Origin of the sequence: Pseudomonas sp. BRG-100, assembly GCF_000737955.1 — a bacterium.
GTDB lineage: Bacteria > Pseudomonadota > Gammaproteobacteria > Pseudomonadales > Pseudomonadaceae > Aquipseudomonas > Aquipseudomonas synxantha_A.
This window is the reverse complement of sequence record NZ_JPRX01000001.1, coordinates 871,456-896,064: the sequence shown is the minus strand read 5'-3', so window position 1 is coordinate 896,064 and position 24,609 is coordinate 871,456. Positions and strand designations below refer to the sequence as shown.

The 24,609-nt window shown below is 59.2% G+C and carries 17 protein-coding genes; 9 read left to right on the top strand and 8 right to left on the bottom strand.

What is annotated here, in order from left to right:
- Positions 1-145 precede the first annotated feature (145 nt).
- Entirely contained in the window at positions 146-3,370 is a 3,225-nt protein-coding gene (locus JH25_RS23185; protein ID WP_164699491.1) for a hybrid sensor histidine kinase/response regulator, read from the top strand.
- A 527-nt stretch (positions 3,371-3,897) separates the two neighbouring features.
- On the opposite strand, the gene JH25_RS28555 is transcribed toward JH25_RS23185, so the two are convergent.
- From JH25_RS28555 to JH25_RS23210, 5 genes are all read right to left on the bottom strand, one after another.
- Entirely contained in the window at positions 3,898-4,926 is a 1,029-nt protein-coding gene (locus tag JH25_RS28555) for a fimbrial protein (protein WP_164699490.1), read from the bottom strand.
- Positions 4,927-5,602: 676 nt separating this feature from the next.
- Positions 5,603-7,036 carry an efflux transporter outer membrane subunit gene (locus JH25_RS23195; RefSeq protein WP_050549304.1) on the bottom strand — a complete coding sequence of 478 codons (1,434 nt, stop codon included), beginning with the start codon at positions 7,034-7,036 and terminating at the stop codon, positions 5,603-5,605.
- 10 nt (positions 7,037-7,046) lie between these two features.
- Positions 7,047-10,151: a MexW/MexI family multidrug efflux RND transporter permease subunit gene (locus tag JH25_RS23200; protein ID WP_032876647.1), complete on the bottom strand. Its 3,105-nt coding sequence runs from the start codon at positions 10,149-10,151 to the stop codon at positions 7,047-7,049.
- Positions 10,152-10,169: 18 nt separating this feature from the next.
- Positions 10,170-11,285 carry an efflux RND transporter periplasmic adaptor subunit gene (locus JH25_RS23205; RefSeq protein WP_032876644.1) on the bottom strand — a complete coding sequence of 372 codons (1,116 nt, stop codon included), beginning with the start codon at positions 11,283-11,285 and terminating at the stop codon, positions 10,170-10,172.
- A 62-nt stretch (positions 11,286-11,347) separates the two neighbouring features.
- The gene (locus JH25_RS23210; RefSeq protein WP_032876642.1) at positions 11,348-12,565 is read right to left on the bottom strand and encodes an MFS transporter; all 1,218 of its coding nucleotides are present in this window, start codon (positions 12,563-12,565) and stop codon (positions 11,348-11,350) included.
- Between the two features lie 264 nt (positions 12,566-12,829).
- Between JH25_RS23210 and JH25_RS23215 the strand changes: the two genes are divergently transcribed.
- Complete coding sequence (locus tag JH25_RS23215; protein ID WP_032876639.1) at positions 12,830-13,939, top strand: DmpA family aminopeptidase; 1,110 nt, start codon at positions 12,830-12,832, stop codon at positions 13,937-13,939.
- Here the strand turns inward: JH25_RS23215 and JH25_RS23220 are convergent.
- Positions 13,930-14,730 (bottom strand): helix-turn-helix transcriptional regulator, encoded by an 801-nt coding sequence (locus JH25_RS23220; protein ID WP_032876637.1) that lies wholly within the window; start codon positions 14,728-14,730, stop codon positions 13,930-13,932. The two genes, JH25_RS23215 and JH25_RS23220, sit on opposite strands and share 10 nt — an antisense overlap.
- A gap of 103 nt (positions 14,731-14,833) precedes the next feature.
- Here JH25_RS23220 and JH25_RS23225 point away from each other — a divergent pair, with 103 nt between their 5' ends.
- Together JH25_RS23225 and JH25_RS23230 are read left to right on the top strand one after the other, a co-directional pair.
- The gene (locus JH25_RS23225) at positions 14,834-15,649 is read left to right on the top strand and encodes a carbon-nitrogen hydrolase family protein (protein ID WP_032876636.1); all 816 of its coding nucleotides are present in this window, start codon (positions 14,834-14,836) and stop codon (positions 15,647-15,649) included.
- A 63-nt stretch (positions 15,650-15,712) separates the two neighbouring features.
- Positions 15,713-16,813, top strand: coding sequence for a polyamine ABC transporter substrate-binding protein (locus JH25_RS23230; protein WP_032876634.1), 1,101 nt, complete (start codon positions 15,713-15,715; stop codon positions 16,811-16,813).
- On the opposite strand, the gene JH25_RS23235 is transcribed toward JH25_RS23230, so the two are convergent.
- A complete protein-coding gene (locus tag JH25_RS23235; protein ID WP_032876631.1) occupies positions 16,797-17,819 on the bottom strand; it encodes an alpha/beta hydrolase in 1,023 nt (340 codons plus the stop codon). The two genes, JH25_RS23230 and JH25_RS23235, sit on opposite strands and share 17 nt — an antisense overlap.
- A 229-nt stretch (positions 17,820-18,048) precedes the next feature.
- Between JH25_RS23235 and JH25_RS23240 the strand changes: the two genes are divergently transcribed.
- Together JH25_RS23240 and JH25_RS23245 are read left to right on the top strand one after the other, a co-directional pair.
- Entirely contained in the window at positions 18,049-20,232 is a 2,184-nt protein-coding gene (locus JH25_RS23240) for a PAS domain-containing sensor histidine kinase (protein WP_032876629.1), read from the top strand.
- Positions 20,229-20,591 (top strand): response regulator, encoded by a 363-nt coding sequence (locus JH25_RS23245; protein ID WP_032876627.1) that lies wholly within the window; start codon positions 20,229-20,231, stop codon positions 20,589-20,591. Before JH25_RS23240 ends, JH25_RS23245 begins: the two co-directional genes overlap by 4 nt.
- Here the strand turns inward: JH25_RS23245 and JH25_RS23250 are convergent.
- Positions 20,588-21,376 carry an AraC family transcriptional regulator gene (locus JH25_RS23250; RefSeq protein ID WP_032876625.1) on the bottom strand — a complete coding sequence of 263 codons (789 nt, stop codon included), beginning with the start codon at positions 21,374-21,376 and terminating at the stop codon, positions 20,588-20,590. The two genes, JH25_RS23245 and JH25_RS23250, sit on opposite strands and share 4 nt — an antisense overlap.
- Before the next feature lie 146 nt (positions 21,377-21,522).
- Here JH25_RS23250 and JH25_RS23255 point away from each other — a divergent pair, with 146 nt between their 5' ends.
- The 3 genes from JH25_RS23255 to JH25_RS23265 are packed head-to-tail and all read left to right on the top strand — an operon-like array spanning position 21,523 to position 24,587.
- Positions 21,523-21,711 carry a DUF1656 domain-containing protein gene (locus tag JH25_RS23255; protein ID WP_032876622.1) on the top strand — a complete coding sequence of 63 codons (189 nt, stop codon included), beginning with the start codon at positions 21,523-21,525 and terminating at the stop codon, positions 21,709-21,711.
- Positions 21,712-21,723: 12 nt separating this feature from the next.
- On the top strand, positions 21,724-22,632 hold the full coding sequence (locus JH25_RS23260; RefSeq protein WP_032876619.1) for an efflux RND transporter periplasmic adaptor subunit: 909 nt from the start codon (positions 21,724-21,726) through the stop codon (positions 22,630-22,632).
- Complete coding sequence (locus tag JH25_RS23265) at positions 22,632-24,587, top strand: FUSC family protein (RefSeq protein ID WP_050549303.1); 1,956 nt, start codon at positions 22,632-22,634, stop codon at positions 24,585-24,587. Before JH25_RS23260 ends, JH25_RS23265 begins: the two co-directional genes overlap by 1 nt.
- Positions 24,588-24,609: the final 22 nt, after the last annotated feature.

Here is a 24,609-nt window from a genome sequence, read left to right as displayed (position 1 = left end):
AGCTCTTTCGAGCGTGTGCGTAGGACTAATCTTACCAACTAATGAAAAGCCTATAGACTCTCCCGAGCGGACGGTTGTCCGGTAACCATACATGAACTTTCAAAGGCTCAAAGCACCCTCATGAACGCTGCAAATGGCACCGCGTATGCGCTATAGGCAATCGAGCGTCGGTAAACTTGAAAAAGTCTCGCTGCGCCTGGGTTTCGGCCTGTTGGTGTCTTTTTTGTTGCTAGTGTTCTTCGCCGTGGCCGGCTATTGGGTGACCTACAAGGTCATTCGCGGGGAAGTGCTTAAAGTCGATTATCATTTTATGCGTTTCGTGGGTCGTGCTTACGACCATGAAATATTTCTGTTGCGGGCCATTAAGGCCAGCAGCCAATTGGAATACAAACCGGTATTTAACCCTGAAGCCTATGTGGTCAAGCATACGACGCAGGGCAACATGCGCATTTATGAAGGCCAGGCGTCCCAGGTCGCCACAACGTTTTCGGCGGCATTGCCTATCAAGGCCGCCGACGCGCATGACGGTGTATTGAGCCAACAGCTGCAATTGGGGGGGGCGCTGGCAAATGTGTATGGCGACTTCTGGAGCGGTTCAACCTTCGCGTCGCCGCAAATGTTCGTGTTTGATCTGTCGAGCGATTTCGACATCGCGATTCCTGCGATCAGCCCCCAGCCTCATCCAGGCCAGCGCAATTTTTCCCAAGTCTTGAACGAGGTCAAGCAATCTGCGCGTCAGCTGCCGCCCTTGAGCAGTGACTTGCTGGTGCGCTGGCGGCCCAGTCATTTCTTTTTGGGCGGTGAGGACATTCAACAAATACTGGGCTACGTCTCCGGTCGCATTGAAGAGGACCAGTGGGAACGAAAGGGCCCCCCCAGGGAATTGGTGGCCGCTACCTTGCTGTATTGGGACGAATTTGACACGCCCGGGGTAAGGATAGAAAAGCAGTTTTTTGATCTGCCGCTGTACAGCAATGTCGACATCGTCGCGCCGGACGGCACGCGTGTAGTGGGCGGCAAGTCGCCGCAGATCTACCAATATGAAAGCGGCTTCCATTTCACTACTTCAGGGCTGCTGATCAAGCGCAGTGCCGGGGATATGGGCGCCTGGCAGGCCCTGTATCGTATCCCCTATAAACAACTGATCCTGGATGCACGTTGGCAGTTGCTTGGGCTGGTCGGCTTGCTGGGTTTGTGCGTCATCAGTGGTTGGTCGGTCATCCGATGGTATCGACGGCGCATCGTGGTGCCGGCGAGTAATGACTTTCGGGAGTTATTGGTCAACCATGACTTCAACCTGTCTTTGTTGCAAACGGTGCCGCTGGCTTTGTGCGTGGTCAAGGGGCCGCAGATCGAACTGGTGACGCAGAACAGTTTGTATACGCAATGGTTGGGCGAGCCGACCGAGTTTGCACCAATGATGGCGCTATGGCCGCTGTTTGAGCAAAATAAACCCCTTACCGGTGAAGGCTGCCTGTTGGTCGATCAGCGGGTCTTGCACGTGCGCTATACACCCACCGAATATCTGGGCGATAGCGTGTTGCTGTGTACCTTCACTGATATTTCTTCCCACCGCGAAGCATCTGCATCGTTGCTCCTCGCCCGCCAGGCGGCGGATGCGGCTAATGAACAGAAAAGCAACTTCGTCGCTACCCTGAGCCACGAGCTACGCACGCCGTTGTACGGTGTGTTGGGCACGCTTGAGCTGTTGGGCATGACCTCTCTGGATGAACGCCAACGTGGCTATCTGCGTACCATCGATAGCTCATCCGCGGTATTGATGCACTTGATCAGCGATGTGCTGGACCTGTCCAAGATAGAGGCGGGCCAGTTGGTCCTGGAGTCCGTCGTGTTCCAGCCTCTGGAAATGCTCGAAGAAACTGTGCGCGGGTTCTCGGCGATGGCTGCGAATAAAGGGCTGGCGCTTTACTGCTGTGTTGACCCGCGTGTGCCGAACCTGGTGCAGGGCGACCGCCTGCGTATTCAGCAGATCGTCGGCAACCTGCTCAATAATGCGATCAAGTTCACCCAGAGCGGGCATGTCGCAGTCTTCCTGTCGCCTATCGGAGTCTGCGCAGGCGAGGTGAGCCTGCAATGGCGCGTGATCGATAGTGGCCCAGGCATGTGCGAAGCGGTGCAGGCGCAGCTGTTCGAGCGTTTTTACCAGGCCGACAGCAAACACCACACCGTCGCCGGCACCGGGCTTGGGCTGCCTATCTGCGCCCACCTCAGCCAGATGATGGGAGGTGCGTTGACCGTGGACAGTGCGCCGGGTGAGGGCAGTACATTCATATTTGAGTTGAGCCTTGAAACGCTAGAGGCCCCCCGATCTTTATTGCCCCAGTTATCAGGCAAGTGCATCGATGTTCGTACGCCCTATGCAACCTTGACCGATAACCTGTGCGCCTGGCTGGAGTGGCACGGTGCACACACTACCGTAATGGGCGATGACGCGGGCGCAGCACCTGATGCCATCTTGACGGTAATGCCGCAAGAGGTCGAGGTGGGACGCTCAGGCGCGACCAACGTCTTTGCTCAGCATGATTTCAGTAGCACGCCGCAGTTCATCGGCCAGGACCTGATGGTCAACCAGAACAGTGTCGGGTCCATCTGCCGTGCATTGGCGATGGCGATCAGCGGTGAACCGGAGGTTGCGTTGGAGCAGACTCCGGTGACGTACCTGCAGCTCGGTCTGAAAGTGCTGGTTGCGGAAGACAACCCGGTCAACCAGGTGCTGATGAAGGAGCAACTGGAGCGCATCGGCTGTACGGTAGATGTTGTGCCCGATGGTGTCCAGGCGTTGCGGCAGTTGGAACTCAAGACCTACGACGTATTGTTGACGGATGTGAACATGCCGCTCATGGACGGCTATGAACTTGCCGATACGTTGCGCCAGCGCGATGTGGATATGCCGATTATCGGCGTCACCGCCAATGCGCTGCGTGAAGAGGGCGAGCATTGCATCCGCGTGGGCATGAACAACTGGTTATCCAAACCGATGAATATCCAGGGACTTTATCTGTGTTTGCGCAGTGTGCTTGATCCTACGGTATACCGAGTCTGCGAGATCGCGGCACAGGCAAGCGATGCGGACGGGATAAACGTGCCTGAACGCATGCTCGAACTGTTCATTGAAACTATCACGCGCGATTTAAGTGAGCTTAAAGCGCTGGGTCCTGATCAGGGCAGTCATCAGGCTGTCCAGTTATTGCATCGGATTCGAGGTGCATTGGCTGTCGGCAAAGCTAAAACACTGATTCTGGTGTGCCGTGAGTTGGAGGCATTAGTTGCGCGGAATGGGTTGGCCCGCACCCATGAAGATGTCGAGGTGTTCGTCGGGCGGGTCGAAGTAGCCATCGCTGGTTTATAAGCGTGCCATGTCGTCATGGATAAAAGGGAAATGGAAAATAATACGGGGGCGGAGCGGGCACCAACTTCGTTGAAAGCGGTGGTAGATATTTTACCCAGCTCTATCTGAGGCACGGGGTTAGAGAGTGAGCACTTGGGCGCAGCCGCTACCGAACTGACGCCAGCGACCGATACGGCCCATTGGTTGGAGTACGGACAGTAGTACACGACTTCGACATTTGATGCGATCGACAACTTGCCTTGCTTGATCGGGCCTGTCTTTATAAGCTCCACCCAAAGGGTTTGGGTGTCAGTAAAGCTAGTAATATACTTACCCGGTTCAGCGCGATTGCCAGGTTCTATGATTTCGGTGTAACCGTTTGGAATGGTTGGCCCTTTCCAGGTTGCCCACCACCTCAATATCCGCGCTAAAGGCCATCAGGGCGCGTTCTGTGCCGGCGACATCGAACTATGCCGCCAGTAAATAAAGGTTGAACTAGGACCAGGCTTGTTGAGGGTGGGCTTCCGGGTAGGGCTTGCAGCAGTGATTTATTGATAAGACATCGTTATTGTCGTGCCCGTATTAATTTTGCCTGGGATCAATGTGGATGGCGTTCTAAGGTAGCGAGCTAAAAATGTTTTGCTTAGTTGGCCGCCAGCGCTTGTGAGTTTGCCAAATTCTCTTTGATTTAATGTGCCTGCGGTCGAGGAATCAGGGCCGAAGTTTATGGGGGTGCCATTTTCCAAAATCTGCATGGCCAGGCCGGAGGTGGTAGTTGTAGATTGTTCCGGATTCAGTGTTGATGTGGTGTTTGCCGGAAAAAAAGCATCGGTAATAGTGTATTTCACCATCATGGCTGTCACGCCAGCCCCACAATTTAAACCTATGGTAAAAGCGGTTTCGCCAGCCGTGGATCCAGCTTTCTCCAAGTCACGAGTCGTTACCATGGGGAGTTTTACCATCGCTGGTGTTTTTAATTGGCAGGTCGGGTATTTTATATTGATGGTCGTGCTTTTGGCTGTTATTTTTCCCCAGCCATAATAATCATCCATAAATAATCCGTGGCGCATGACTTGAAAAGAAGGAAGACTTATAAGGCCCGCAGGCAGACGTTCTGTCGCAACGAATCGAACTCGGTACTTGCTATTTCCCCCAGGAATGGAAGTGGCTGTTGATGCGCGCCACATTATGATTTCGCTGGAGGTGAAAGGCTTGTAAGGTTGGTTGGTGTCGGCCGCGCTCATGATGACGCCGACCCCTTTAATGTTGCTCAAGTATATGTCATATGTTGCCCCTTCAAAGACAAGTTTTTGGGTGGATCGGGGAGCAGTGTTATTGGCGAGCGTGTAAAAATCAAATTTGTCAGGGTATCCTGTGCAGGCTGTAATGGCCCCGCCAGCTTCATGCCAGGCACTCGAAATCATTAAGGGTAGGGGGGCGTCACTAGTCCCTATTAAAAGCGGAGGTATTGCTATTTGCACGTCGGAATGGGTGCATGTCGCGCACAGTGCTTTGCCGCAAAATAAAAAAAGAACGCACGGCAGTGTTTTCAAAGTTAATGACATCAGTTGAGTCATGGGGGCCACGATGAGTTAAGAATATTTTAAGCCTATTTCTGGCGCATGGCACTCAAGTGGCTGCCATGAGTCTCTGTTTAAATTTTACTGAAAGTCACAGTCTCTGCTATAAGATGGTTCTGGTAGGCGCATCAGATATATCTGATGCGCTGTGAAAATGTCGTTTTTGTATTCGCCATTAAGATGGGTTGGTACGAAAAGTATATGGCTGGAGCTTACGGATATGCACCTATGCGCCGTTGCATGGCTCTCCAATCCGGTCTGAGTGTTTATCTTCGGTGGAAAGTGTTGAGCAGCTTGATTTTTCTATATGTGACTTTCCCCATTGCCATGCCGCGAAGCTCGTCCAGGATGAGTAATGTGAAAGTATTTAAATGTGAGGGTGGACATAATAAGCACTCACCTAGTGCGGTGACTCCAACGTTGCGTGGTATCGCGATGTTCGTATATGGCCCTTGCCTTTTGATGTTGGCAATAGGTCAATAAAATCTTCAATTTGGTAAGAGCGTTACGCCGGTAATTAGCGCTATTAGCACGAGGTGTGCTGTAACGGTTTTGTTGGCTTTCATGCTTCGTTACATATGAACTTACTTGTAAGTTCATTAAATGATTTTCGATTTACAGAACAGTTTGTCAAGTGGAGGCTGCCGCCCTGAAAGGGCTGCAGCGCTTGTCGTCAGTTCGATGCGCTTGATCCAGGCACTCGCCAGCCGCCACCTAGCGCCTTATACAATTGCACCATGTTGAGGTACGACAAGGTTTCCGCCTGAGTCAATGCATCCTGGGCATTCAATTGCGTGCGTTGAGCATCCAACGCCACCAAATACGCGGCCCCCCCTGCCTCATACCGCGCATTTGCCAACCCTGCTGCGCGTTCACTTTGCTTTGCTGCCTCAGCCAGGCTACGAACCCGTTGCTGCGACAGGCTATAGGTCGTCAGCGCGCCCTCGGTTTCCTCAATCGCATTCAGCACCACTTGCTCATAACGCGCTTGGGCACCCACTTCACGCGCCTGCGCCTCGCGCTGCCTTGCCTTGACACTGGCCAGGTGGAGAGCTGGCCAACTGACCGAGGGCATTACGCTGAACGCGCGGCTGCCGCTGTCGCCAAAATCCCCACCGCGCAAGGCCACAAAGCCGAGAAAGCCGCCCAGGTCGATCCGTGGGTAAAGCTCGGCCGTCACCGCGCCAATGTCCGCATTCGACGCCGCCAAAGCGCGTTCGGCGCTGGCGACATCGGGACGTTGGCGCAGCAAGTCGCTGATCTGGCCAATCGGCAAGCGCGTGACCAGCGCCGGCAAGGGTTTCAGGTCGGTCAGCGCTTGCAGATCCTTGGGCCGCAAGCCCGTCAGGACGGCGAGTCGATAACGGCTGAGCGCCTGACGGGTTTCCAGACTCGGCAATGTGGCTTGCACCCGTGCGCGCTCGGCCAGGGCGCTGGCCAACTCGTCGGCGGTGCCGCGCCCGGCATCCACGCGGCCCTGGACCAGCGCCACGGTTTTTTCCTGATTACTCAGGTTGGCCTGGGCCACCGCTAACTGCCGTTGCGCGCCGCGCAGTTCAAAGTAGTGACGCGCCACGTCGGCGGTCACTACGATGCGGGTTTGTGCCAGGTCCGCCGCGACGGCCTCGGCGCGTGCCGAAGACGCCTGCGACAGGCGCTGCAGCCGGCCGAACAGGTCCAGCTCCCACTGCGCATCCAGGCCGGCCTGATAGGTCTTGGACAGGTTGCGCTCACCGCTCGGGCCGGGGTTGGCCTGGGACAGGCTACGGGAATAAGCCCCGCTGGCGGTCACGGTTGGCAGTTGGTCCAACTGACGCTGATCCAGCACCGCACGTGCCTCCAGCAACCGGGCTTGTGCAATGCGCAGGTCATGGTTGCGTGCCAGCGCTTGATCGATCAACGCATCCAGTTGTGGGTCCTGGAATTGTCGCCACCAATCCTGTTGCACGCGGGTGCTGCTATACAGGGCGGTATCGGGGCTTTGAGTCAGCTCTACTGCGGGCTCGTTACTGGCCCGGTAGTCCGGGCCGACGGTACAGCCCGTCATCCAGGCCGAGCAGACCAGCAGCGCGAGCGGGCGAGTCACGAAGGTATTAAAGGGGTGCATATGTGTCTCCTTACGCCGTATGGGCCGTGGCGGCGGCGTCGGCTGCATCGGCAGCGGCCAGCTCACGGGCGCGGGGTGTGGTGGCCGCCATACGATGGTCGACGGCAATGAACGAATACATGGTCGGCAAAACCAGCAAAGTGAACAGCGTACCCACCAACATGCCCACCACGATCACCAGGCCCAGGTCATAACGGCTATGGGCACCGGCACCGGACGCGAACAGCAGGGGAATCAAGCCCGCCACCATCGCCGCCGTGGTCATCAGGATCGGCCGCAAGCGCATCTTCGCCGAGTGCAGAATCGCCTCACGCCGGTCCAGGCCCTGCTTGACCTGCATCTCATTGGCGAACTCCACCATCAGGATGCCGTGTTTGCTGATCAGGCCGATCAGGGTCACCAGGCCGATCTGTGTGTAGATATTGATGGTCGCCATGCCCAAGGCCAGTGGAATCAATGCACCGCATATCGACATCGGCACGCTGATCAGAATGATCAACGGGTCACGCAGGCTTTCATACTGCGCAGCGAGTACCAGGTAGATCACGATGATTGCGAACAGGAACGCCATGACCAGCGCGCCGCTTTCCTGATGATATTGGCGTGCATCCGAAAGCCAGTCGTAGGTGAAACCCGGCGGCAGCAGTTTGGCTCGCGCCTCGAGGAACTTCACTGCATCGCCCATGGCCACGCCTGGGTTGGGGATCGCCTGGAAGATCGCCGAATTGAGCTGGTCGAACTGGGTCAATTGATTGGGCTCGACCCCGGTCGAGACGCTGACCAGATTAGACAGCGGCACTTGCCCACCGCTGGCGCTGGTCACATAAAAGCGCGACAGTGCTTCGGGCGTCAGCCGTTCACCACGCAGGCTCTGCGGGATCACATCATAGGAGCGACCGTCCATGGCGAAGCGGTTGACGTAGTTTTCGCCCACCAGCACCGCCAGGGTGTCACCCAGGTCCTTCATGGTTACGCCCAGGCTGTTGGCCTTGGTGCGGTCAACTTTGATCTTGATCACCGAGTTGTTGTAGTCCAGGTCGCTGTCCACGACCATGAACAAACCGCTTTCACGTGCGGCGTGTTTGAGCGCTTCCATCGCCTCATAGACCACGCTGTAGTCACCGGCGCTCTTGATCACCATCTGCACCGGCAGGCCACCGGTCGAGCCCGGCAGTGAAGGCAGCTGGAAGGCAAAGACGTTGCTGCCCTCGATGGTGTTGGCGCGGTTCTGCATATCGCCCTGAATCTGGTCGGCGTTGCGCTCGCGTTTTTCCCAATCGACGAAGTTGACCCCGCCGATGCTGTTGGATACGCCGTTGCTGCCGTTGACCAGCCACAGGTTGCTCTGCTCCGGCAATGTCCCCATGGCTTCGTTCCACTGTTTGCCGAACTTCTCGACGTAGTCGATGTTGGCGTTTTGTGGAGACTTGATGGCCGTTAACACCGTGGACTGGTCCTCGGTGGGCGCCAGTTCGGTCTGGGCACGGCTGTATAGCCAGGGCACGCTGATCAGCACGATGACCGCAATCGTAAACGTGACCCAACGGTGGTGCAGCGACAGATCCAGCACCCGGCCGTAAACGCTGCCGAGGCGATGAAAGAATCTCTCGGCCTTGCGGGCCATCCAGCCTTCGTTCATCTGGCTGTTGAGCAGCAGTGAGCTCATGACCGGCGACAGCGTAAGCGCGATGATGCCGGAGACCACCACAGAGCCGGCCAAGGTGAAGGCGAACTCCTTGAACAGCGAGCCGGTCAGCCCGCCCATGAGGCCTATGGGCGCATACACGGCCGCCAGCGTCAGGGTCATCGCAATCACCGGCGCTGCCACCTCACGTGCGCCCAGCAGGGCTGCATATGTGGGAGACTTGCCTTCTTCGATATGACGGTGAACGTTCTCCACCACAATGATCGCGTCATCCACCACCAGGCCGATAGCCAATACCATCGCCAGCAAGGTCAGCAAGTTAATGCTGAACCCGAACATCGACATGAACGCGGCCGCACCCAACATCGACAAGGGAATGGTGACCACCGGAATGATCACTGCCCGCGCCGAACCCAGGCTCAAGAAAATCACCAGTACCACGATGGCAATGGCTTCGCCCAGCGTACCGAGTACTTCATCAATCGATGCGCTGATAAAACGTGCCAGCTCAAACGGCACAGCGACTTTCACGTCCGGCGGCAGGTTGGCGCGGATCCCCGGCAGCAATTCATTTACCTTCTTGACGATCACCAGCGGGTTGGCATTGGGCGCGGCATTCAGGCCGAAAAACACTGCTTGAACACCGTCCATGGTGGCGCTGGTGTCGGTGGACGCGGCGCCCAGTTCCACGGTAGCGATATCATTCAGGTGCACCACACCGGCAGCGCTGGACTTGACCACCAACTGTCGAAACTCGGCGACATCGACCAGGTCGGTGTTGATCTGGATATCCGACACCACATACAAACCCTTGGCCTGGCCGGGCGCAGCCTGCACGTTGTTATTCAACAGGGCCTGGGCCACATCGCTGCCGGAAATGCCATGGGCGGCCATGCGATTGGCATCCAGCCAGATACGCATGGCCATTGTCTGCCCGCCGCTGAGGTTGATGCTGCCGACCCCTTCGATGGAAGACAGTTGCGGTTGCACCACGCGCTGCAAGTAGTCCGAGAGTGCGGCGGTGGACAGGGTCGGGCTGGAAAAACCCACATAGGCCACGGCTGTGGCCTCACCGGAGGACTTCACAATCACCGGATCGTAAGCCTGCTCCGGCAAGCGGTATTTGACCTCGTTGACCTTGGCCATCACCTGGGTCATGGCCTTGTTGGAGTCGGCGTTGAGCTTCATGCGCACGGTGATCACGCTTTTGCCCTGGGTCGACGTCGAGCTCATGTAGTCGACGTCTTCCACGGTGGCGACCGATTGCGCGATGGCCTGGGTGACGAAACCCTGCATCAATTGCGGTGAAGCACCGGGGTACTGGGTGGTGATCGTCAGCGTGGAGCTTTCCGTCAGGGGGTACTGACGAATCGGCAGGTTATTTATGGCCAGCAGCCCCATCAATAAAATCAGGGTGCTGACCACCAGCGCCAACACCGGGCGCCGCACGAACAAGTCGGTGAATTTCATTTTCAGATCCTTGGTGTATCAGCGGCTTGCGGCTTGGTCGAGCCCTACGGTGTCCTTGAGCGCAATGCGTACCAGGGCGCCGCTGCTCAAGCGCAACTGACCGGAGGTGACCACGCGATCACCGGCCTTTACGCCGTCAAGCAGCACGACCCGGCCATCCGAGCGTTCGCCGGTCTTCACGTAGACTTGGCGTACCGTGTTGGTCAGTTGGGTATCAGCGCCCTCGACGACGTAGACAAAGTCACCGTAGGCGCTGTAGCTCACGGCTGTTTCAGGCACGCTGATCACGTCTTTTTTGGCTGGCAGATGGACTTCGCCATTGGCGTACATGCCGGGTGACAGCAGGTTGTCCGGATTCGGAACCGTGGCCTGGACCAGCACCGTGCGGGTGCCGGGGTCGATACGTGGTTCGAGGGTACTGACGTGGCCCTTGAACAAGCGCTGCGGGTACGCGTCTACGCTGATGCTCATCGCCTGGCCCGTTTTGAGCTGTGCCAGGGCACGTTCGGGCAGGGTGATGTTGGCGTACAGCGTCTGTGCGTCGGTCAGCGACACCATGGCATCTCCGGCCTGCACGAACTGGCCCAGGTTGACCTTGCGTACACCCAGCACGCCGGTGAAAGGGGCCTTGATGCGTTTCTGATCGATCAGCGCCTTGATCCGCACGATATCGGCCAGCGCCTGGGAGTAGGCGGACTGCACCTGATCCAGTTCCTCTTGCGTCGCCGCCTGTTGGGGCAGCAAGCGTTGGGTTCGTTGCAACTTGGCCTTGGCGTTGGCGGCCTGGGCCTGAAGCCTGGCCAGTTCGCCTTGCTCCGGCGCATCGTTGAGTCGCACCAGAGTTTGCCCGGCTTTCACCCGCTCGCCGGGTTGGAATGCAATGGCACGTACCAGGCCACCGCTTTCGGCGGTGACCATGACTTGGTGGGTGGCTTCCAGTTCACCGATACCCGCCAACGTGTTAGGCATATCGGCTTGCGTGGCGGTGGCGACGGCTACCTGGATGGCCGGCGCAGCCGTTCCGGCCGTCGTTTGGGTAGGTTGCGCAGAGGTGGACTGCCGGTACAAGCCGACGGCGCCGCCAATGGCGAGCACCGCAGCAATCGTGACGCACACTTTAAGTTTTTTATGCATGATTCCGGTACTGACGTAAGGCAAAAAATTAAGAGCCCTGATGGCTCAACGGTGACGAGCGCTCAACTGGACTGTTGATGCGCATGAGGGAGTCGGACCCGTGCAGCGAGAATCGCCAGCACGGCACCGAGCCCCAGAAAAAAGACCAAGGCGGCGAGCACGCTGGGGGCAAGCCCCATCGCGTCCACCAGCAGCCCAAGTGGAATGGGCACAGCGTTGAACAGGTAGATGGTCATATAGAAATACGCCACCAACTTGGCGTGGCAGTTGGCGGGAGCCAGCTGATTGATCAGCCGCGCACTGCCGACAAAAATGGCCCCGTAGGCATAGCCGCCGATTACCAGGGCCAACGCGGCGAGCGTCAGCGAATGGACCGAGAAGGCCGTCAGCAGGAGCAGGAAGGCCGCACACTGGGCGAGCAGCCCAGAACGCAATGCACGCGCTGCATCCAGGCGTTTGCAATACAGCTGGCTGGCCCCGGCGATCAACAGGTACACCGCCATGCTGTAGCCAAACATGCCGCGGTCACTCAAGCCCAGTTGCTGTTCGGCAGCGCCGGGGCCAATCACGAAGACGCAGGCCGTGAACGACCAGCTGAAAAACACCGACCACGCGCACAAGTGGAAGGGCCGACCAATACCCCGCAGGCCTTCACGTAACGACGCTTGTGCAGTGTGAGCGGCGGTGTGGGCCTGGAGGGCGTGGCGGGGCCAGAGCGCCAGTACGCCGAGGGCGGCGACAGCGACCAGGGCCATGATCGACCAGAAGGGCAGGCTGGCCGGGTACAGGTTCAGTTGCAGTGCCACGCCGCTGAGCACTGGGCCGAAAGCCAACCCCAGGATCATTGCCAAGGTGGCCAGCGTCGCCGCCAACTTGCCGTTGTCGAGCGGACCGAACCGCACCAGCGTCACGTTCACCGCGGTGGTCATGATCCCTGCGCCAAGCCCCGAGATGGCGCGGGCCGCACATAGGGCCCACAACGAATCGCATTCGGCGCACAACCAGGCGCCGATCAGCACCAGTGCAATGGCTGGGAGCAGCAAAAAACGCTGGTCTTTGACATGGCCGGCGATGCGCGCCAGGGTCATCAAAGCCAGCAAAACACCGGCACCGTAGGCGCCGAATATAAACGTCAGGTCCACAGCGTTGATCTGCAGGTGTTCTTGGTAAAAAGGGTACAGCGGCGTGGGTGCGCTGCTGTTCATGAGCGCTGCGGTCAGTGACAGCGCGAGAAAAAACATCAAGCCTTTTGAGCCGTGTTTAGTGATATCGACGGACATGAGTCTCCCAGCCCAGCGCTCAGGGCTTTTGCCGAGTGAATGTTTGCAAGCGGGATGTGAATGCGGTTTAGAGGGCTTTGCCCATTGGCAAATGATACGGACCGGTGCGATTGGCACCATGCCCGAAACCCCAGGCTTCATTTGCCATCGTCCAAAGCGGGGCCGACCTAACTCATCGGGGGTAACAACTGTGGGTTATCGTCAACGGCTGGCCGACTACCTAGACTTGAGCCAATTCTTCACGGGCTTATCGAGAGTAAAAACATGCGCTTACGAGACCTGGGCATCACGATTGGCACGGGCACACCCGGGGCGTTCAACGCCATCACCGACGTGCCCGGCGTTCGCGTCGGCCATCACACCCTCAATGCCGAAAGCACCGACGGCTCGATGCATACCGGTGTGACCATCATCGAGCCGCGGCCGGTCGCAGCTCATCTGGCGCCGTGTTTCGCCGGCGTTCACGTGCTCAACGGCAACGGCGACGCCACCGGTCTGGAGTGGATTCGCGAAGCAGGCTTGCTGACCACACCCATTGCCTACACCAATACCCACAGCGTCGGCGTGGTACGTGATGCACTGGTGGCCGCCGAACGTGAAATGGGCAAGCAACACACCTATTGGTGCATGCCGGTGGTGCTGGAAACCTACGATGGCATTTTGAGCGATATCTGGGACCAGCACGTCACCGCCGAGCATGTGCACGCCGCATTGGCGGATGCACACAGCGGCCCGGTGCAGGAAGGCTGCGTGGGCGGCGGTAACGGGATGATCTGCCATGAATTCAAAGGTGGGATTGGTACGTCGTCTCGCGTGCTGAGCGCCGAAGAGGGCGGCTGGACCGTGGGCGCACTGGTGCAGGCCAACTACGGCGTACGCAGCGCCTTGCGCGTGGCGGGTTACCCGGTGGGCAGCGTATTGCAGGACACGCCTTCGCCTTATGACGGGCCGGTGAACGTCGGCGTGCCTGGCATGGGGTCTATCGTGATCACCATCGCCACCGACGCGCCCTTGCTGCCCCATCAATGCACACGCCTGGCACAGCGTGCGAGTATCGGTTTGGCGCGGGTCGGTGGCGGCACCGAAGACGACAGCGGCGACATCTTCATCGCGTTCTCTGTAGGCAATACCGGCTTGCCGGTTGCTAATCTCGGGCAACCCGGCCCGCCGACCACGGCCTTACAGATGGTCAATAACGACTACATCTCCGCGTTGTTTGTGGCCGCTGCGGACGCCGTCGAGGAAGCAATTCTCAATGCTCTGTTGGCCGCCAACGACCTGCAGGGCCGTGGCCGACAAGCACTGGCGCTCAAACCTGAACAATTGCTGGCGGCGATGACGAAGGTGGGTTGGACGGCTGCTGTTCACTCCTGAGCCTGAAGGAACAATAGGAACAGCTCGGACTGGGATTTGATCCCCAGCTTGTTGTACATGTGCTTGCGATGCACCTTGACCGTTTCGGCAGAGATCGCCAGCTTGCGGGCGATCTCTTTGTTCGAGCAGCCACTGAGCATCAACTGCGCTACCTCGGCTTCACGGCTCGACAACGCCGAGCTGATCTGCAGCGTCGGTGACAGCAGGCGCTCTTGCCAGTCCGTTGACGGCTCTGCTGACGGCGCGCTGTTCGAAGCCTGTTCAAACACGCAGCGCTGACGCATCAGGCCGGCCACCCAGGGCTGGATCAACCGCAGCAGTGCCAGTTGCTCCTGGCTGAAGCGGCAACGGCTGCCCAACGACAGGCTCAGAGTGCGCTGGGGATCGAGTTGCACATTGAGATGTATCTCATCGGCGACCACGTTCAGGCGGAAGTAGCGCTGGTAATAATCGGTCTGCTCAAAACACTCGGGGGCAACGTCGTCCAGTTGAAACAGCCCACTTCGCGGTGATTCGCGATTGGCCAGGTAAAACGGATCGAGCAGGTAAAGCCCCTTGAGATAGTCCTGGAACAGCGAGTCGGTGCCGCCTTCCTCCGTAGGCGATTCAGCCAGTACCAGTGGCCTGCCAGGGTTGAAGATCAGTACCACCCAGCTGTCCACCGGCACATAGCGCCCGAGCAAACGCGTCATGGATACCCAGAAGTGCGGTTGGTCGAGGTTTTCGATCAGCCGCCCGACCGCGTCATGCCAGGCCACATCCTGCAAGGTCAGATTGGTTTGACTACCCATTGCGGGGTACCCCATTGAAGTGATTTTTTCCCATTGCGCTGCACCCCATACTCATTTGAAGGCCCGGGTAAATTCGGGTTTCCACTTTGCCCAAGGACCTGCCATGAACATCGAACTCTTGCAGTTAGCCGGCCGCGACGGTGATACCGCTTATAACCTGGGACGCACCTTGGAGACCATCGCCAACTGCAACGCGGATACCGACTTGCTGGTATTTCCGGAAACCCATTTGATGGGCTTCGTCGGTGGCGAACAACTGGCCAAGGTCGCCGAGCCTCTGGACGGCCCGACGCTGCAAACCGTGCAGCAGGCGGTGCGCCAACGCAATGTGTCGGTTGTGATTGGCTTGGTCGAACGTGATGCGGACGCCTATTACAACACCTCGGTATTGATCACACCCGAGGGTATTGCCCTGCGCTATCGCAAAACCCATCTGTGGCCCTCCGAGCGCGCCGACATCACGCCAGGCGATCGCTTCGTCACTACGCTGTGGAACGGCGTGCGTGTCGGCCTGCTGATCTGCTACGACATCGAGCTGCCGGAAACGGCGCGGGCGCTGGCGCAACTGGGTGCTGAATTGATCATCGTCACCAACGGCAACATGGACCCCTACGGCCCGGTGCATCGCACCGCGATCATGGCCAGGGCCCAGGAAAATCAGCTGTTCAGCGTGATGGTCAACCGCGCGGGGCAGGGTGATGAAGGCCTGGTGTTTGCTGGCGGCAGCACGGTGGTCGACCCGTTTGGTCGCCTGCTGTACGAAGCCGGGCGCGAAGAAACACGCCAGGTGATCAGTCTGGACCTTACTCAAATCAATGCGGCCCGCAGGGATTATCACTACCTCAATGATCGTCGGTTGCTGTTGCAAGGCGAGGCTGTGGAGCACCCCGACGGCCGCCGTGAACTGCTGATTCGCTGACTGCGTTTGTACCCTCCATAACAATAATCAGCTGGTGCGCAGGTGCCGGCCCAGGAGTTCGTGATGATCGCTATTCGATGCATGCAATGGGGGCTGGCTGCCGTTATCAGCGGCGCAATGGCATGCGCTCAGGCGGCGGAGCCGAAGGTCAATATCTATAACTGGTATGACTTCATTGCACCCAACACGCTGAAGGATTTCCAGGCGCAGACCGGCATTCAATCGGCCTACGACGTGTTCGACAACAGCGAGGTCATGCAAAGCAAACTCATGGCCGGGCGCAGTGGCTATGACGTGGTGGTCGCTACCGGCGACCTGTTGCCGAACCTGATCAAGGCCGGCGTGCTCAAGGAACTGGATCGCTCGCAACTGCCCAACCTGTCACATCTGGATCCGGATATCCTGGCCAAGGTCAGCAGCAACGACCCCGGTAATCGTTTTGCCGTGCCTTATCTGTGGGGCACCACCGGCATCGGTTACGACGTCGCCAAAGTCCACGCGCTCCTGGGTGACAACGCACCGGTAGATTCCTGGGACCTGATTTTCAAAGAAGAAAACCTCGCCAGGCTGGGCGAGTGCGGCGTGGCGATGCTGGATGCGCCCGCTGAAATCATCCCGATCGCCTTGCACTATCTGGGGTTGCCCTATAACAGCCAGAACCCGGAAGACTACCTCAAGGCCCAGGCCCTGTTGTTGAAACTGCGCCCGCACATTCGCTACTTCGACTCCTCGCGCTTTAACACCGATCTGGCCAACGGTGATATCTGCGCCGTCGTCGGCTGGGCGGGCGGCGTGATGGACGCTCGCAAAGCTGCCGATGCCGCCGGCAATGGTCGCCGGATCCAGTACAGCATTCCCAAGGAAGGCGCGCCGATCTGGGTGGAAAACCTGGTGCTGCTCAACGATGCACCGAATCCCCAGCAGGGCCTGGCGTTCATCGACTACATGCTGCGCCCGCCGGTGATTGCCGCGTCGTCCAATTACCTCAGCTATGCCAATGCCAACAAGGACGCCAAAGGGCTGGTTGATGCGAAGGTGCGCGATAATCCTGGGGTTTATCCTTCCAAGGCAGTGCTGGATACGCTATTTGCGCTGGAGCCGCTGCCCTTGAAACTGGAGCGCGTGCGTACGCGGGTCTGGAGCAAGGTCAAGAGTGGGACCTGAGCTTGCGTAGCCAGGTGCTTATGGCTTCAACGAGTTCGACCTTGCATTCCACCGGCAACCAATGCCCGCCGGGTAGGCTCGCCACGGTGAGATCTACGCAGGCCGCTCGCATTGGATCGCCCAGATGATTACCTTTGATGGTGTTCATCTGATCGTAATCGCCGTTCACAAACAACACTGGCAATGACAAGAGGCCGCCATTGCACGCCCGGTGTGCATACTCAATGTTGGCATCGTCGTTTAAATACCACGCGCAGGGAGCGCGGAAACCATGCGCCTGGAAACTGCGCACCAATTGCGCGAAGTCTGCCTGCGGCCAGAGTGCAAGGTCTGGCTGGGTGAGGGGGGCCCGGTGCGCTTGGCCGAACCGCCCGCCCTTGCGGGTCACTTCGGCATTCGCTGCAATCTTGCCGATATTCGCCGGGTCGCCTCGGCGATAAATCGACGCCAGCGATGCGGCTTTATCCGCATCAAGGTCAGCGACAGCGCACGCAAAGTGCGTGTTGTAGTAGCGGTAATAATCCCATTGACCGTCCGGATACGTGTCCGCCGGGTAGATCGAGCGATCAACCAGTGGGACGAGCGTTGGCAGCGCGTTAGTGGTGGGGAAGTACGGGACCGAAATCAATACAACACCGCAACTGCGCTGAGGCTCATGAGCGACCAGTTCACCCGCCACGACGCTGCCCCAATCGTGGCCTACCCAAATGGCGGGCCTGCCACCGAGATGGTCGTGAAGCTCTGCCATGTCGGCCACGATGTTTTCAAGGGTGTACGCCTGCGTGGGCGCGGGTGCAGAAGAACGACCATAACCGCGCATGTCGGGTGCAACGCAGTGCCAGCCTTGTGCCGCGAATGCTTGGATCTGTGCGCGCCAGATCAGGCTGAGCTCCGGCCAACCGTGCAGGAACAGCATCAATGGCCCATCGGCCGGTCCCATCTCTACATAGTGCGTCGTATGGCGCGGTGTATTGAGAACACGCGAGGTCAGCTTGGAAGTGGACACAGTCTCTCCTCATGCTACGTCGGCTGATAAACTCGAAGCGGCAACACTATACTGAGCGGTAGGCTTCATGTTTCGTTCCCATTCGGCGCTTCCAGCGTCCGAGGCAAAGTCTTGCGTGTGAATGAAATTTATCCAAGGTGGAATGCTTTCTCGGTACATACACTCAGGGAAGAGCGAAAGGCGGCAATAGCAGTCGCGTTTTTCAACACAGGTGCATTGAGGATCAAGTATGTTGAATGTTGACCAGCCCCCCACAACCACACGCGAACCCAGTGAATACGAGAGCCTGGTCGCGATGGGGACTCACTTGCTCGATGTGATTCCGGGGGCAATTTACCTCTGTGACCGCGACGGGTGGCTCGTCAGGTTCAACAGCGAAGCGGTTAGTTTGTGGGGACGAACACCAGCCCTCGGTAAGCATGGCGACCGCTATTGCGGCTCATATCGACTTTATACGACAGACGGCGCTCCATTGGCGGTCGACGAATGTCCGATGGCGTCGACGCTCAACGCTGGCCTGTGTGCGCGTAACCAGGAAGTCTTGATCGAGCGCCCTGACGGATCTCGATTCGTAGCGCTCATGAATATCCGCACGCTTAGCGATCGCCATGGACGAATCCAGGGCGCGATCAATTGCTTTCAGGACGTCTCGGCGCACCACGCAATAGCCGAGGAGCTGCGACGCAAAAGTTCCGACCTCGAAGACTTTTTCGAAAACAGCGCCGTGGGCCTGCATATTGTCAGCGGCGAAGGCATTATCCTGCGCGCCAATAAAGCCGAGTTATCGCTGCTGGGCTATTGCGCGGACGAATACATCGGCCGTCATATCACTGAATTTCATGTGGATGAACCGGTCATCGGCGACATCCTCCATAAACTCGGCAGCGGCGATTGCCTGAACAGCTACCCGGCGCGCCTGCGGGCCAAGGACGGCAGCATCAGGCACGTAGCGATTACCTCGAATGGGCGATTCGAAGACGGCAAGTTCTTCAACACACGTTGCTTCACGATTGACGTGACCCGCGTGCACGACGCCGAAACCGGGCGCCAGGAGAGCGATGACCGGCTGGCGGCGACCTACGAGGCGGCGACCATCGGCATTGCCGAGGCTGGCGAGGACGGTCGCCTGCTGCGGGTCAACGATGCCCTTTGCACCATGCTCGGGCGCCCTCGTGAGCAATTGCTGGCGATGACCTTCCTGGACTACACCCACCCAGACAGTGTCGAGCAGGACGCGGCGTTATACGCACGACAGGTGGCGGGTGAACTGGACAACTACGTGTTGCGCAAACGCGCGTTCAAGCTCGATGGCCAGGCGCTTTATCTGGATGTTCATAGCTCGTCGGTCAGGGCGCCGGATGGCCGATTCCGCTATGGTGTGCGGGTCATTCAGGACGTCACGCTGGCCCGAAAAATGGAAAACCGGGTGCGTGAAAGCGAACGGCACATGCGCGATCTGCTCGAGGCGCTGCCGGCAGCGGTCTACACCACCGACGCCGAAGGGCGTATCACTTTTTATAATCGTGCGGCCGTCGAGTTGTCGGGGCGCACGCCGCAACTGGGCGACCTGTGGTGTGTCACCTGGAAACTGTTCAACACCGACGGCTCTTTTCTGCCTCACGACCAATGCCCGATGGCCGTGGCACTCAAGGAAAACCGCGCCATACGCGGCGTCGAGGCCGTCGCCGAGCGTCCGGATGGCACCCGCGTGTCTTTCACGCCGTATCCGACCCCGCTGCACGATGCCGATGGTAATCTGATCGGCGCGATCAACATGCTTGTGGATATCACCGAGCGAAAGCAAGCCGAAGACCGACAAAAGAACTTGATCGATGAACTCAATCATCGGGTCAAGAACACTCTGGCCACGGTCCAGTCCCTGGCGTCCCAGACCGCGCGTAACGCGCAGGATGCCAAGGACGGCTACACCCGGTTCGAAGCCCGATTGCTCGCCTTGTCGCGTGCCCATGACCTGCTGACGAAGCGGCATTGGGGCCTTACGCCGCTGGGAGTGCTGGCCCAGGAAGTGTTGGTGCCGGTGTTTGGCCATGATTCCGGTCGCGTGGTGATTGCCGGTGATGCCATCGAGGTCGACACCCGCGTCGCCCTGAACCTGACCATGACACTTAACGAACTGGCGATCAACGCCCTCAAATACGGAGCGATGTCCACCGACACCGGGACACTCTCGGTGAGCTGGAGCGTGCGACCCCAGCCCAGCGGCGCGCTGCTCACCGTGGACTGGCGCGAACAAGGCGGGCCTTCGGTATCCACGCCGGAGCGCGAAGGCTTGGGTTCGCGGTTGATGAAGCGCTGTATCGAGCGTGATCTAGGCGGTTCGTTCGAACTCGACTTCGCCCGTGAGGGCGTTCACTGCCGCTTCTCGTTTATGCTCGCTGAGAACCAGACATGACCACGTTCCCAGGCACCAGAGTGCTCCTGGTTGAAGACGAGGGCACCATCGCCATGTTGATCGAGGAAATGCTCGAAGAGCTGGAGTGCACCGTAGTCGCCTCCGTGGCCCAACTCGCCAAGGCGATACACGTGGCAGGGGTGGTGGATGTCAACTTGGCGATCCTCGACGTGAACCTGGCTGGAGAATACGTCTTCCCAGTGGCGCGGATTCTGCGCGCACGCCACATTCCGTTTTTGTTCAGTACGGGCTACGGCGGCAGTGGCCTGCCGGAAGAGTTCAGGGGCTGTCCGGTCTTGCATAAGCCATTTGCGGAAAAGGATCTGCGGTTGAAAATTGCGCTGACGCTGGAGTCTTAGGTAAGACCCACGGTGTTGCGCAGGTAACGGGCCGGTGAGGTGCCCAGGGTTTTACGAAACATCGTGATGAACGAGCTGACTGACTCATAGCCGAGCGCTTCAGCGGTTCTCTGCACTGATTGCCCTTCGGCCAGGCTTTGCAGGGCGACGATGATCTGCCATTGCTTGCGCCATTGTCCGAAGGTCAGGCCGGTTTCGGCTTTTACCAGGCGGGCCAGCGAGCGTTCGCTCATGGCCACGTGGCGTGCCCAGTTCGCCATGGTGGCGCGGTTGGCGGGATCTTGCGCCAGGGCCCGGGCGATGGTGCGCAGCGGGTTTGAGGCGGGTAGAGGCAGGTAGAGTTGTTCGGTGGGGGCCAGTTCAAGCGCTTCGAGCAGTACGTGGGCCAATCGAGCAGTGCGTGAATCGGCCGGGTAATCCTGAGCCTGGCCGCTCAGGTGCAGGATCAGCTCAAGGATCAATGGCGACAGCGCCAAGGTACAGCAGCGATCCGGCAGCGATGCAGCGCCGGGCTCCACGAACAGAAAACACACCTGCCCGTTGGCTGTCACGCGGTTGCTATGAGCGACGCCCCCCGGGATCCACACGCCGAACCCTGACGGCACCATCCACACGCCATCTTCCACCGTACACACAATGCCACCGCAACACGCCACCACCAGTTGCCCCTTGCGGTGCTTGTGTACGGCAGACTCGCTGTCGTTGCGCTGGGGTTCCAGCATCAGCGCTACGGCGGGCTGGGAAAGGGTGTCGTACTCAAACTGATCGACTTGGATCTGTGTCATGCAAGGTCATCCAGGGTTGTCCGGATTTGATTATATTTTGGCAGTGTACTCAATATCGGCAGTGGCAGTAATTCCCTAGCATCACCTACAAGCCTTGCCTTCCTTGGGCGGGCGACTGCTAGAACCTTCCGAATCCGGTGCTTGCCATGCTTAGCGAAATCTCCATTGCCAACCTCTACTTTCCGCCCTTGTTGATCTACCTCGGTGCGTCCCTCCTGGCCTACCGGCTGATCGAACGTCTGGCCGGTCGCTGGCTGGACCGAGCGTGGCACCCGGCGCTGGCGCGTTTTTTTGTCTCGCTCATCGTCGTGTCGACGATGGTCGTCCATTGCTGAGCGAGGCCGCGCATGTCTATCGTCAAACTGCTTAAAACTGCCGCCACCGTGGGGCTTGGCGTGCTGGCCCTGGTGTTTTGCCTGCAACTCTGGCGGGCATACGTGCTGGCGCCCTGGACGCGGGATGGGCGGGTGAGTGCACAGGTGATCCGCATTGCGCCCGAGGTGTCCGGCCAAATCGATCAGTTATGGGTCAGTGACAACCAATGGGTGGCAAAGGGTGCTTTGCTCTATCGGATTGATACGCGTGCTTATCGATTGACCCAGCAGCAGCGCGCAGCGCAATTCGCAGAAGCGCGGAGTGTGTTCGAGCAGCGCAGTGCGCAGTTCAAGCGGCGCGCGCAACTGGGCGGCGCCATCGCCCGGGAAGAGATCGACAACGCGGCGCGTGACTTGGCCGTGGCCCAAGCACGTTTGGACGCGGCACGCAGCCAGTTGGCCCAGGCCCAGCTCGACCTTGACCGCACGACTGTGCGTTCGCCAGTGGACGGCTACGTCACGCAACTGCGGTTGCAGCCCGGTGACTATGCGCAGGCGGGTGCTACCAACCTGTTCGTGGTCGACGCTCATAGTTTCTGGATCACGGGCTATTTTGAAGAGACCAAGCTGCCGGGTGTACTCATCGGCGCACCGGTGTCGATCAAGCTGATGGGCTTTGACCCGCTGCTGGAAGGCCACGTGGCAAGCCTGGGCAGAGGCATTGCCGACACCAATGAGTTGCGCAACGACAGCGGCTTGCCCCAGGTGAGCCCGACCTTCAGTTGGATTCGTCTGGCCCAGCGAGTGCCCGTGCGCATCGAGTTGGACAAGGTGCCGGACGGGGTAGAGTTGGCGGCGGGCATGACCGCCAGTGTCGAAGTGACGCAGCCGGGCGCCGCAGCGCGCTGGCGACTCACCCAATGGCTGCAGGCGTTCATGTGATGACTGGCCTGGCGACACGCTTTTTCGCGGCGATCCCTCGGCCCTGGACGTCCGCCACGCTTGCCTACGTGCTGCGCAGTATCCTGGCGGCAAGCCTGGCACTCTGGCTTGGTTTCCAACTGCATCTGGATTCGCCATTCTCGGGTGCGTCCACGGTGTTGTTGCTGGTGCAGCCCATCCAAGGGGCAGTGCGAGGCAAGGGTGTGTACCGGATGCTGGGCACCCTGGTCGGCATGGTCGCGGCCTTCGTGCTGATAGGGCTGTTCGCACAACAGATGCTGTTGTTCATACTGGGCGTCGGTATATGGCTGGGCCTGTGCGTCGGTGCAATGACGGTTTTGCGTCATTACCAGGCCACCGCGGCAGTGGTGGCGGGCTATACGGTGTGTTTGGCGCTGGGCCCTGCCATCGTCGCCCCGGAACAGGGCTTCGACCACATCATCATCCGTGGCACGGCGGTAGCGCTCGGCGTGCTCAGCTTGAGCCTGGTAGCGACGCTGTTCAGCGCCAAGACCATGGCGCATAAAGTTCGAAGCTCGCTGATCGACGCCTGTGCGCGCAGCGCCCGGCTGCTCGCGGCAAGCCTTGTGGGCGAAGAGCCTGCGCAGCTGGCGACGCAACGGCACCAGCTCGCGATCGATATCAGCAAGGTGGACGACCAGCTTGGGCTCGGCCGTGGCGAATCGTCGCTGATCCGCTCGCGGCAGCTGGCGATTCAGGCCGGCCTGGCGCATCTGCAGTCGGCTGTGCTCGACGTGCACCCGGACGACCCCGACCCCGCAATCGACCCCGCGTTGCGCGCCCGCATAAGCACAGGCTTGCAGCAACTGAGTGAATGCCTGGCGCAGGCTCGCTGCGACTTTCGCGCCGCGGCCGCGACACTGGAGCAACTGCGTCGCTGGGTGGATGATTGCGCCCACTCAAGCCCACACCTGCGGTTGCGCAGCGAACGCTTGGACGACCAATTGGCGGACTTGGGCGAGGCCCTGTTGAACTTCGCCAGCCTCGACCAGGCTCGCCGCGCACCGGTACGCGCCGTGGGGTATCACCGCCATTACGCGGATGCGGCGCGAAACGGCATCCGGGCACTGCTCGCCATACTGAGTGTGGGTGCGATCTGGTATTTCAGCGGCTGGGATCAAGGGCCCACATTACTGGCGGTGCTGGGGCCGTACTGCACCCTGGTGGCGACAGCTGCCGCGCCAGCCCAAGGTATCAACGGTTTTATCCGCGGCACGCTCTACGCGATTGTGGCGGCGGCGCTGTGCAAATTCCTGTTGATGCCACAGATCAACGGCTTCCCTCTGTTGTTGCTGGTCATGGCAGGCTTCTGGTCGTTCGGCATCCATGCCACGAGCCAGCCGCGCCATGCCCTGCAAGGGGTTGCCTACCTGATCGGCTTCAACACCTTGGTCAGCACCGGCATGACCGCCACCTACGATTTCGTCGGTTTCGCCAACCAGGCGCTGGCCTGGATCGTAGCGATGATTGTGTGCCTCCTGGCGTTTCAGATCCTGCCCAAAGATCCAGCCAGGCAGGTACGCGCATTGACACGTGCGCTGCGCCGGCATACACGCCTGCTGTTACGCCAGGCACGTACAATCGATCATGCTCAATGGCAAGCGGAGCAACAACACCGGTTAGTTACGTTGAAGAGTTTGCTTGGCGCTGATCACCCGCACGCTGACCCGGCGGGCTACTTGTCGCTGCAACTGAGCAAGCAATTGAATCGGCTACAGCGCAAAGCCAGCGGTGTTGATCCGGCATCTCCCGTGGCCCGATGCGTGCAAAGCGGTGCGCGGCGGGTTGCACGATATGCCCATCATCCCGCGATCGGCGCCGCACAGGCGCGGCGCACATCCCGGTCGTTGAGCAGGCTTGGTGCGCCTCATCTGGCGAGCGGTTATCAGAACCTGGCGCGGCTGCTGGAGCAATACGCGAACCTGGTGCTTTAGCGCTAGCATGAGTCAATGCTCA